Source organism: Parabacteroides sp. AM17-47 (assembly GCF_003434625.1).
GTDB classification, from domain to species: Bacteria; Bacteroidota; Bacteroidia; order Bacteroidales; family Tannerellaceae; genus Parabacteroides; species Parabacteroides distasonis.
The window spans coordinates 171,190-184,061 of the sequence record NZ_QTLI01000010.1 but is presented as its reverse complement, the minus strand read 5'-3'; the positions used below and the strand labels follow the sequence as shown (position 1 = coordinate 184,061).

General features: G+C 46.3%; 5 protein-coding genes. All 5 read right to left on the bottom strand.

Going from position 1 to position 12,872, the window contains the following annotated elements; all coding sequences use genetic code 11:
- Positions 1 to 12: 12 nt before the first annotated feature.
- The gene (locus DW205_RS10170) at positions 13 to 1,248 is read right to left on the bottom strand and encodes a 3-phosphoshikimate 1-carboxyvinyltransferase (RefSeq protein WP_005863497.1); all 1,236 of its coding nucleotides are present in this window, start codon (positions 1,246 to 1,248) and stop codon (positions 13 to 15) included.
- Positions 1,249 to 1,796: 548 nt separating this feature from the next.
- Positions 1,797 to 2,618 carry an alpha/beta hydrolase family protein gene (locus DW205_RS10165; protein ID WP_005863499.1) on the bottom strand — a complete coding sequence of 274 codons (822 nt, stop codon included), beginning with the start codon at positions 2,616 to 2,618 and terminating at the stop codon, positions 1,797 to 1,799.
- A gap of 72 nt (positions 2,619 to 2,690) precedes the next feature.
- Positions 2,691 to 5,009 (bottom strand): GH92 family glycosyl hydrolase, encoded by a 2,319-nt coding sequence (locus DW205_RS10160; RefSeq protein WP_005863501.1) that lies wholly within the window; start codon positions 5,007 to 5,009, stop codon positions 2,691 to 2,693.
- 57 nt (positions 5,010 to 5,066) lie between these two features.
- A complete protein-coding gene (locus DW205_RS10155) occupies positions 5,067 to 7,751 on the bottom strand; it encodes an alpha-L-rhamnosidase (RefSeq protein WP_005863503.1) in 2,685 nt (894 codons plus the stop codon).
- Between the two features lie 117 nt (positions 7,752 to 7,868).
- A complete protein-coding gene (locus DW205_RS10150) occupies positions 7,869 to 12,839 on the bottom strand; it encodes a C10 family peptidase (RefSeq protein ID WP_005863505.1) in 4,971 nt (1,656 codons plus the stop codon).
- Positions 12,840 to 12,872 lie beyond the last annotated feature (33 nt).

Sequence of the window (12,872 nt, the reverse complement as noted above, 5' to 3'; positions counted from 1 at the left end):
GAAAACTGAAAATTAAAGGGCTGATTCCCTAATAGAGAAACCAGCGGCCTTAAGATCTTCCCAATAATGGGGGTAACTCTTGCTGACCACTTGCGGGTGGGCGATCTCTATCCCCTCGGGACGTACCAAAGCGGCGGGAGCGAATGACAAAGCCATCCGATGATCCTCGTAAGTGGCGATTACCGGATGCGACTCCGGTTCCTTGCGTTCACCGTTCCACTCCAAGATGCTATCATTGCGATCCGTCAACACATAACCTAATTTACGAAGCTCTGTCTTCAATGCCTCGATCCGATCCGTCTCCTTGATCTTCAATGATTGAAGTCCCATAAAGCGGAAAGGGATATTTAATAACACGCAAGTCACCACAAAGGTTTGAGCCAAATCCGGTTCATTCACGAAGTTATAAACCAATTTCTCACAGATATTTCCAGTATGCTTTAACACGACTCCACGTTTCGTATAAGTAGTGCCCACTCCCAATTGAGCGAACAACTTCGCTCCGGCGGCATCTCCCTGCAAGCTATTCTTGAATAAACCTAACAATTCGATCTCAGCATTTTTCGATAACGCCATGATCTCATACCAATAAGAAGCGGCGCTCCAATCAGATTCCACTGTAAAATGAATCGGCTTATACTCTTGGGGAAGTACTTTGATCATATTCTCCGTCCAAGAGGCTCTCACTCCATATTGCTCCATCAATTGCAAGGTGATATGGATATAGGGCCTAGAGATAATGGCGCCCTCCAAATGCAACGTAACCCCATTTTCTGTTAACGGGGCGATCATCAAGATAGCGGATATATATTGAGAGCTGACATTTCCCGGTAGCGAGATCTCTCCGCCTTGCAAGGCGCTTCCGAAAATACGCAAAGGAGGATAACCCTCCTTCTCCATGTACTCGATCCGGGCGCCTAAAGCGTTCAGCGCATCCACCAACACCTTGATCGGACGGTTCTTCATGCGTTCGGTTCCCGTAATCGTCCATTCGCCCACCACCTTCGAGAGGAAAGCAGTAAGGAAACGCATCGTCGTACCCGCCGCACCCACATTAAAATCCCGATCGTTCGAGTTCAATGCCTTTACCATCAAATTTGTATCATCGCAATCGGATAAGTTCTCCACATCGTATGCGCTATAACTTAGCGCATTCAAGATCAATGCCCTGTTACTGATACTTTTAGAAGCGGGAAGCTTTACGGTAGTCCGGATAGCGGAACCCGGAGCATCTATCTGATAATTCATCGCTTTCGTATATTCAAAATTCAAGAGGCAAAAGTACGAAAATTAGCGTACATATGGAGTATAACAGCGGGAAACTTTCTTTATGCTTCTTTTCGAATGCGAATCGTGACAAGGCATTCGTTTGAATCGCCCCAACCAGTAGACGTGAGGGGCTATAAAACGCCCTTTTAAGTGAGAGTATTCCCGTTTTTAAGCACGAAAGGCGACAAAAGCCTACACGTATAGTCGCGTTGGGCGACGCCAATACTGCCGTTAGGCATTATAAACAGTCACGAATAGGGTTGTCAATAGTCGTGAATAGGCATCGTAACCCGGTTAGAACCCAGTCGTAACCCTATCGGATAGCCCGAAGAAGTCAATGGATATGAATTAGGATGAATTATTTTCGCTAGAATGAAAGGCGGTTTTTCGGTATTGTATTATCAATGAACGAATTATTGTTTTTTTCTTGCGTATTTGGCAACGAGTCGTACATAGTCCCGGAAAAATCGGTTCTCCGGGACTTCAGTTTACAAAATGTCAGAATGTCAAATCGCCAAACGGTCTTATCACAAGGCCTTCATCTTCAAGAAATGCTTCCAGAAAAAGAGGATCTGGTAATCAATAGAATTATTCCAGTATTGTGAATCATGATTACCCGGGCGAGTGATAAAGTCGTGGTCGATGCCTTGTTTTAATAACGCTTCGTGGTAGTTCTTATTCACCTCCAAAAAGAAATCGCTGTCACCGCAATCGAAGATCAAAGCGATCTGGTCTTTCCTCAAGGTTGGAACCAAATTGATAACCGTGTACTTCTCCCAGTTTTCCGGATATTTTGCTTTCTCACCTATTTGTACGCTCATCTCCCAGTTTTTCGGGAAAGGGCGGATATCCACGCCACCGCTGGTACTTCCCGCCGCGGAGAAAACATCGCTATGACGAAGGCCATTCCACATAGCGCCATGTCCACCCATGCTCAAACCAGTAATAGCACGTCCCTTACGATCGGCCACTGTCTTATAATGGGAATCCACGTATTTCACCAACTCATCCGAGATGAAAGTCTCATACCGTACATCAGCGTTCAAAGGGCTATCCCAATACCACGTATTCTTACCATCCGGGCATACGAAAAAGATACCCTTCTCATCAGCGATCTTAGGTAGATCCGGCTTGATACCGACCCATGTACGAGCGTTACCGCCATAGCCATGTAACAAATAAATCACCGGACACGCTTCCGTCGCGGCCATATCCGGACTTACCACGACTACCTCTATACTTTTATTCATCGAAGGACTTTTCACTTGCAAAGTATCTACCTTCGCTGCCTGTAAACCGAGCGGAAGCAAACAAACCAACGCTACCGCTACCTTTTTCATCCAATTCATATCAGTGAATATTAATGATTAATTCCCCGTAGCCTTGTTTTCAAGGAACTACGGGGACAAATATACAGATTTCTACTCGATGCCCCAAGTCTTGTCCGGTGTAGGCCCCATCTCCAATTCTAGTACGCCACCTTTCATAATATCCTTATAATCAAGATAGCATCTCGTATAATCCATCCCGTTTAATTTAGCGGATTGGATATAGGTGTTTTCCGGGGTATTTCGGTTGGCTCGTATGATAAATGTATTCCCTTCGCCAACCTGAATCTCGGTCTTCTCAAAAACCGGGCTGGATATCTCATAGCGAGTATCTCCCGGACAAACCGGATACAAACCACATGCCGCCAATACATACCAAGCGGACATCTGACCGACATCCTCGTTTCCAACCAAGCCTTCTACCTTATTCTTATACGCCTTATCGCAAATGAAACGAGACCATTTCTGGGTTTTCCACGGCTGTCCCAAATGATTGTACAAGAAAGGCACATGATGAACCGGCTCGTTCGCATGATTGTAATAAGCGTTCCACAGGAAATCCGTTGGTGTCTTGTCGAACATCGTATCCAGATCGGCAATCACCCGTTCCGTTCCACCCATCAGTTCCACCATACCCGGAATATCATGAGGCACGAACCACCCCTGTTGCAACTCATTGCATTCCATACAGCCGTACCATTCCTTCAGCTTACCCTCTTCCGGCCAAGCCTCAAACCGGCCATTCGCTTCTCTCGGGCGGAAGCTATGTTTCTCCGCATCATATAAATTCCGGTAAGACTGAGCCAACTTCGCATAATAAACCGCATCCTCCTGTTTTCCTAATGATTTCGCCAACTGAGACATACACCATTCCGTATACGCATACTCCAAGGTCTTGGAGATACTCTGCGGATTCGGGGTATAGCCCAACTCCGCATTCCCGAACATTCTCGAGGTTTTATCCGCATACCGATAAGCCTTTTCCATATCCAAGCTACAAATACCTTTCGCATAGGCATCCGCCAAGACCGATATAGCCGGATTTCCTAACATACAACCGCTATAGGCGTTCAACAACTCCCAGCGCTCATAGTACTCACGACCACTCTCCTCCGCCATCGTTGTCAATGACTTCAACAAATCGCTGACCAATACCGGATTAATAATCGTTTGCAAAGGCATCTGACTACGGAACACGTCCCAACCGCTAAAGATCGTACGTTTCGTGAACGTATCCGACTTATGCGCTTTTCCGTCCGCGCCCATATATTGACCATCCACATCCGTGTAAATCCTCGGATCGATCATTGTATGATACAAGGAGGTATAGAAGATCACCTTTTGCTCATCCGTTCCACCGCTGACATCCATCTTAGCCAAAGCCGTATCCCACAACGAGCGGGCACGAGAACGTACCGCGTCAAAATCCCAATCCTTGATCTCCGCTTTCAAGTTCTTTTCCGCACCCTCCAAGCTTACAAAGGAAATACCGGCCTTGAAAAGAACCTCCTCATTCGCCTCGGTCTCAAACTCCGTAAAGAACCCGAGGTGCTCACCCTCATATGCCTTTGGTCTCTCCGAAATCTTTGCGTTCGCTGTCAATGTCTGGAAAGCCGAGCTCTCCACGAATTCCCGATGCCGATCCTGCCCAGCCGGGATATCCACGCTCCATACACCATAATCTTTCAACGGTTTGGAGAACTGCGCATAAAAATACACGGTATACCGGGAAGAACCCTCACCATTCCCCCAGCCTCCGCCTTCCGGCGTACATTCTATTCGTCCGGCGATCGTATGGTCATCTATCACTTGAACCGCCTGATACGTAGAAGTACCTCCTACACGACGGGCTAAGTCCAACTGGATGCGAGACTGCTTATTCTCGGGGAAAACGAATCTCAGCATACCGCTATGAGGAGCCGCTGTCGCCTCCGCTTGTATCTGGTAATCGCTCAGCAATACCTTATAATATCCAGCCTTGGCCTCCTCGGATGATTTATCATACCGGGAACGATACCCGGCTACGCCCCCCTCTTTTCCCGAGTTCGTGCGCAGATCGCCCACGGTAGGCATTACCAATAAATTACCCAGATCACCGTACCAGCCGATACCACTCATCTGCGTAAAGGCGAATCCCTCGATCGTCTCATGCTCGTAGCTATATCCGGAACCATTGTCGCCCCCTGTAATCGTATTCGGACTTACCTGTACCATACCGAAAGGGGTAGTCGCACCGGGGAAGGTCTTCCCCAAGCCATGGTAAGCACCGGCCGCCTCCGTATTCGTACTCGCCCCGATAAAGGGATTTACATAATCTGTTCCCGCCATCAGATCTTTCTTTTGAGAGCCGCAAGCTACGGTAACCAATCCCAATAAGCCGAAAGCAGAGGCTAATAATGTTTCTTTAATCATGTTATATTCGTAGTATTAAGTTATATTTATTTCCAAAAGAAGGGAATCATATGATTCCTATTCCGCAGGCAGCGATAGCGTGTGTTTTCCACTTTCCAACAAGATCGAACCCAGCGATATCTCTACATTATTCCCATCTAACACACAATTCGATACGTTAAAGGGAGCGATAAAAGTCGCCGTACTATTCGCAGGAATTTCCAGATCAAGCGAGAGCGATCGGTTCTCCATAGTCCAAGACACACGTGCCGTACCGTAAGGGGTCTCTCTCGCCACCCTCGCCCACGTCACGCCATCCGGCACTTGCGGTTTGATAAAGAAATGTTTATAGCCCGGCCTATCCTCATCCGGCAAGATCCCTCCGATCGCCTGACAGAACCAAGCGCCAATGCCATTGAAACAATTATGAACCTTACTACGTTCTCCCGACCAGTATTCCCAAGTCGTAGAAGCCCCTTGATCGATCATATATAGATATCCCGGTTGCTCTCTCTTTTTCAGCATGGAATAGAGAAAATCAGCCTCTCCGTTCTTTATCGCCCAATCGGTCAAGATCGTAACACCCACCAAACCGGAACCGATATGGCCCTTACAATTCTCCAAAGTCTCTCGATATAAACCTTCCTTTACCTCGGGCATATGCTGTTCATCTGTCACGCCGACCAACATCGGATAAATCCGATCGATCTGGGAGCCTGTAGCGTACTGTTTCTTCTCCGGATCATAGAAAGTCTTCTGGATAAGCTCGTTCAATCGTTGGCGACGCTCTTTATACTTAGCGGCATCCTCCGCTTTCCCCAATACCTTCGCGATCTTCTCCATCGTAGTGAGGCAATCGCTTATAAAGCAGTTGCTAACCAGATCTACCGATGACTGCGCCGTATAATCGACACCCGCCGGAGCCAACCAATCCCCTAAATACCATGCCCGATAATCCGTATCCGGCCAACGTTTCAGCAACCCATCGACCGTATACGCATCCACATAACGCAACCAATGTCGCATAACCGGATAATATCGCTCGATCAGACGGCTATCCCCATAATTCAAATAAGTCTGCCACGATCCCGTGATAATAAAGCCACACCAATACGGACCACCTCCCGCCGGGTATGGATTCGGTACGCAATGCGGCATCCCCCCATCCTCACGGAGGCAATCCTGCCACATCTGCATCCAGTTCATATACACGGAAGAGCCCTCATACAATGTCTGGAAACTCTTACAAGAGGCATTTCCATCCCCACCGTATCCCATACGCTCATAATGCGGGCAGTCTACGATATAACCACTGAAAGCTAGGTTCTTGAAAGTATATTTGATCATCGCATAGATAGCATTCAAGTCCGGATCCGAGCACTCGAAAGACGAGGCATCCTTATAATCCGTATGAATCAGATAGCCAGTTACCTCCTCGGGAGCTTTCGCCAAACCGGATATCCTTATATATTGAAACGCATGGTGGTTAAATTTATTTCGGAATACCTCTTTGCCTTGTCCGGAACCGATATACCAATCCTCATACTGTCCGTTCTCCTCTTGTGGCTTGAAATCTTCGTTTTCATTTAACCAATCCGTATATTCCATACGGACCCGGTGGCCTTCCGGTAATTTTGGGAAACTCAGCTCAACCCAACCATTCAACGCCTTTCCCATATCTACGAGCCAAATACTGTCCCCTATTTGTTTGATTCCTTTGGGACGGATAATCTCTTGTATTCGATTAGGCTCACACATCTGGGGACTTACCTCTATCCCGGGTACCTCCACCTCCAACACCGGCTTCCAATCCAGTTCGTCGAGCGTAGCCGTTGTCAAATCCGGCAACGCCTTCCGCCCATCCACACATTCACCCCCGAATTGATGGGGATACCAAGTACCGGTACCGGTCTCACCATACATACTTCCCCGGCCTTCCCAAGAGCTATCCGTAACGAGTAGCGTACTTGTAGTGCCATTTCTTTGAATCTCGTCCAATTGCAGTTTAACCAACGGCCCATCATGAACGGCATTAAAAGTAGCTTTTCTGTACCAACCACGGCCCAACCAGAGCAATAAGTCGTTTATTCCCTGCTTTGCGTACGGCGTAAGATCGTACGTCACCGATAATGATCTTTTGTTTAATTGAAATACCGCAGGCGAGAGAACATCTTCCGATACCTTCCTCCCATTTAAATAGATCTCATGATACCCTAAGGAGTTTACATGAAGGAGTAATGTGGCATCACGGTCTTGAAGCTCGAACTTCTTCCTTAACATCGGATTCTTCTCATCCGGCATCCCTATATATTTCCCTTGCCATTCCGCTTTATCCAAAAGCCCGATCCCAAAGCGATTGATTGGACTCCAATCCGAGGATTCCCCCTTATTATCCCATACCCGGACTTTCCAATAGGCCAGCACACTAGATCGCAACTCTTTTCCTCGATAAGGGACCATCACGGAAGCGGACGATTCCACCTTACCTGAATTCCATAGATCGGCTTTGCCTTGAGCCAGCAAGGAACTATCCGTGGCTACTTGTATCTCAAAATACGCTTGCCGCATAGTTTGCCCGTCTGTCTCGATTTTCCAGCTAAAATGGGGATGGGTATTGTCGATCGCGACCGGATTCTCCAAGTTCTCACAACGAAGATCTTTTAAGATGATCCTCCGCCCGGATTCACAGCCCGACATCAGTAACAATAGGGTCACAAAGTAGATAGATATACATTTCATGATAAATAGATTGAGATTACGCATGAATATACTTTCTAATGGCTTACGATACTTATATCCCCGATAAATATTAAGATTTATTAAACAAGAAAGGCGAGCCACTCGCAAATGACTCGCCTTCCTATGATTCCTCAAGAATGGCTAGAAGCGGATCTTGTAGGATTGGTTGCCAATATAAATTATATAAGACCCTTGTGGAATACTCGTGATAGTCTCGCCTACAGGCAAAGATAAGTTCCTATACAAACGCCCTTCGAATGTAACGATACAAGCTGTGTCCATAACAGGAGTCTGGATATGCAATCGTCCATTCTCTCCCCATACTCGCAAGCCATTGGGATCTACCTCTGCGTTATCAGTAGGATTATCTTTCACGATGCCTGTTACGGTAACAACGATATTACTCGTTACTTTCTCAATCACATAACGGCCGCTTGATACCGGACCAAGTACTGAGCCATTCGCTTTCACTGTCAGTTGAGGCGCACTGTAGCCGTCCTTCAAAGTCAGTGTGAACGCAAAACTCTTGCCGGATTCTACATTCGTGGAAGACTCCGCAATCAAGGTAGCGCCCTCTACAACCGGCAATGTCACCATGTAGGTGGTCGGGGTTGGCTCCGGTTCTGGTTCCGGATCCGGAATCCTATTACCTGCCGCCGTAATCACCAAGGTAGCCGTGATCTTCTCCAATGCGAAAGCACCCGTGCCAGAATTGTATGTATAATCCGTAGACGCTAGCGTATTCTCTCCCATCTTCACAGTAATGGATGTCGGAAGCGTATAGCCGGAGGCTGCTTTCAGCGTAAGTTCCACTTTGGAATCCTTAGCCAAAGGCTCGAAAGAAGCCGGCTCGGAAGTGAGGTTAACAAGATTCGGGATTACCTCAAAGAAGCCCTCTTGTACACCTTTCGCCTCAATAACGATCTCGCCATCCACATTCTCAATCTCGATTATTCCCGTCGTATTGTCATACGTATAGTACTCAGAACCTGCTGCCCTAAGCAAATTCTTTTGCTTCAACAAACGACCACCCATCATCACCTTTATGACATAAGGGAATTTGTATCCCGTAGCTGGTGCTAATTCACATTTGAATGGCTCTCCTTCTTTCACAGTCTCTCCGGAAGTCTTAATCTCTATGTTCTCGGTCTGTTCTTTCACTTGGAAGATCTCCGCACCAGAAGCTTTAATGGAAACCTCAGCGGTTACGTTCTTTATTTCTATCTCCCCGGTCTTCGGATCATAGGAATAACCGGAACCAGCAGCCAGCACTTTACCACCCATCATCACCTCGATCGTGGAAGGAAGCCCGTACTGTGGGGTCACTACAGATAACTTACCGGTCAAGGTCTCACCATGTTTAATCTTCTTGCCTTGCGAGATATCAGAAGTCAAGTCTTTTAACGTAAGGGCTACCGCATAGCTCTTCTGTACGCCTTGCGCCGTGATCGCTAACTCACCGGTTACTTTCTTCAAAGAGATTTTTCCCGTAGCGGCATCATAGGTATAATCAGTTACGTCTACCAATGTTTTACCACCCATCGTTACCGTGATCTCAGTTGGAAGTGTATAACCCTCATTTGCGGAAAGTACACAAGCGAAGGCTTCACCAAATTGAACTTTAGTGTCCGACTTGATATCGGAAGTTATATTTGCCAATGTAGCGGTAACTGAATAGCTCTTTTTCACACCTTGTGCGGTAATGGAGAGCTTCCCTGTAATCTTCGCCAAAGAGAAAGCTCCTGTGGAAGTGTTATAGGTATAATCCGTACCGGCAACCAAGGTCTTATCACCCATCTTCACCGTGATCGTGGTTGGAAGTATATGACCTTCAGCCGCCTTCAAGGTCAATTCAACTTTGCCATTAACTAATACCGGATCAAAAGAAGCAGGTTCGGAAGTAACTCCAGCCAAATTGAGTATCACCTCATAATGGCGATCATCAATACCGGAAGCTTTCACGGTCAAGTCACCGGAAACTGCCTTGATCACGACTTTACCCGTTTTAGCGTCGTAGGTGAACTCTTCCGCTGTCAATGCGTCATTGCCCTTCAAGATACTGATCGCATCCGGAAGCTTGTAGTTCGTAGCGGCTTTCAAGGTGAAAGTGAACGATTCGCCTTCCTTCACGGTCGTAGCCGAGGTAATGGCCGGCGTGGAGGTTAGGTTCTTCAATTCTGCCGTTATCTTATAAACGGATGGTTCAGACACTCCTTCAGCGGTAATGGCTACCTCACCTCTCACATTCAATATCTCTACTTTGCCTGTCTTGGCATCGTAGGTATATCCCTTTCCTGCCTCTAAAGTGGAACCGGACATCTTTATCGTAATGGATGTCGGAAGCATGTAACCGCTATTCGCCGATAAGGTAAACGAGAATGCCTCTCCTTCTTTCACGATCGTAGCGTCTACGATGGCAGGGGAAGAAGACAGATTCGACAAATTAGCCTTAACGGGATATGTGGCGGCTTGGATCGGATCGGCTTTAGCAGTGATGACGATATCGCCGGTCACGCTATTGATATATACATATCCATTCGCTGGATTATAACTATAGATTTCCGGATCTAGGGTATTCCCGTCCATCGTAATCGTAACTGAAGATGGAAGTTGATATCCCATACTCGGAAGTAATACAAGCACCAAGGACTTCTGGTCTATGACAGTTGTCACCTCGTCTTGGACAGTCAAATCTTGCAAATTCACTTGGACCTTATGGGTTGTTATCGGAGTTTCCGATATGATAAGACTTGCGTTCTTATTATCGGTGGGAACACTCTTTCCTCCCACAGTCCCAACAGAAACAGACACATTTGCGTATTCATCTTCTGTAATTGGCCGCCCCGAACTTAGCAAGAACCGATAACTAGCCCCCTCCGCAAGATTACCGACAGCTAATGGCTCTTTTGTATAATGATAATTCTTATCAATCGTCTCTAGTTTAAGTTCTGTCTTCTGTTCGCCATCTACATAATATAACTTAATTTGGTCTATTGACTCTGCAACTAAAGATGTAGATAGTTTAACCTCTTTTCCCACAAGACAAGGATCTGCCTTATCAAAAGTATAAGTGAAAGGTATTTCCGTATTCACGGTTCCAATGACAGGGTCTGGAGTAATCTTTCCTTCGATGCGATTCAAAAATACCATCGATTTATCTTTTACCCCACCCTTAGAATTAACCATATCGGATTCGATATATATTTGAATATCGTAAACCAACTCGCCAGCCTTGGCAGACAGCACCTTGAGATAATTTATGTATGACCCATTAGTGATTTGCTCCAGGCTCACCGGCACGTCGAAAGAGCCATCTGTACCGATCTCGGCCTTTGTCCCTTGATTTGCTTTATAAATATCGCGATCACCATAATAAACATTCAATTGTCCTTTCCATGCGGCATAATCTTTCAAGGTATAACGCAAAATGACATTTTCCGCCACATTGGCGAGACCGTAAGAAATCCTATCTGTATTGTAATCGTTATATTCAGAGTTATCCAAACCCGTTATTGCCAAATACTTGTCATCAAAACCATTCCAACGAATGCTCACATTTATAGGTCTTACATTCGGATCGTCCGGATCATCATTTGAATTTCGCACTCCATTCATATCAATATATAAAGGAGCCTCAGCCGTACCTGTCATGACTACCCAATTCTCTCCATCCCTTGAATAAACCGGAAGAATTTTCTCTCCCTCTGCTAGAGCCTCGGTCAGCTGGCATTTGAAATCCCAATATGTAGACTTTTGCATCCAAATTGAAACCTCTGGTGATGGCGTACTGATACGCTTCTTGATTTTTCCATCCGCTCCGATCACGGCCATATCCACTGAACCGTAGAACTCTGCATTCCCTATATTTTTCGCACCTACGTTAATCGTAAAATCTGTATTTACCGCTAGTTGACCTGATAGTTCAAGAGACAAATACTTCAACATATATATTTTCGTATCACCAGCCTTTGGAGGACGTATACCTATTCCCATCCCATATAAAACGTAAGGATCATCCCCGCCGTCGGAATCCAATGCGGAAAGTAAAAAATAGCCATTGCTGATACCTCCCCACCCCCAGTTAATATGAAAAGCCTCATCTTCCTTATAGCCATCACAAATGAAAGCATGGCCACCTTCGCTATTATTCCCACTGTAAATAACAGGTCGATTACTTTCCAATTCATCTCTTACCAACTTTTTCCATTCTGTCCAACGATAATCCGATTTATTAACGTATCGCAAGCCATCACTATAACCGTATACAGAGTTAAGCCTCTCTATCGCATTCTTTGTATTAGCTCCACTTACATCAACAGAATACCCCATATCAACATTGGCCCCAATCTGCCACATCAAGGACGCTACAGTATTTGCCTCTTCCTCCGTAAATTCTCCATCTTTATAAATAAGAGGCATCTTGTCCCACTCATACGGCCCGTAGGAAACAGGAAGTCCACTCCAATATTCATTTACTCTATTACTGCTAGTAACAGTCTCTACCGGATACTCATGATATCTCATGACAATGGCAAGTGCCGTAGCTACACATCCGGTTACAGCATGGTATCCATCAATGATGGGTGTCTGCCGATTGTACGGATCTCCTTGATCCCACCTTGCGGTTGTAAGCAATACCTCGGTAGAAGCCGCCCTCAAATTACCAGCTAGGTATCGCCCCCACTCGGCTTGGATATTCACCGAGGCTTCCAAGTCTTTACGTTCGGCATAAGTGATCTGGCTTTGATAGAAAGCTAACATCGCACGCAAGTTGTCCGGCAAATTATTCGGATCAAAATTACCCTCGTCCGATTGTCCCAGAACCGGATAAGTGCGATCATCACCGGAGACGATCACGAATCCCTTGTTTCCCGGTACATTAAACACGAAATAGTCCACAGCACCATCAACCGTCCCGCTTCGTAACGCAGAACTTGATTTTCCCGGTGCCGCCGCATAAACCAACGATAAGTCTCCAGCCGAGCGCAAGCCCGAACCCGCATTAGCCACGTTCTCCGCCACCTTGCGGGCCGTGGACACGTCTATCCTTTCCGCCCAGACCATAGCGGCCGACAGGCAAAGGATCAGCATTAGTAAAAGTTGTTTTCTCATGAATTATAAATTTATAATGAATAAATGATTTAA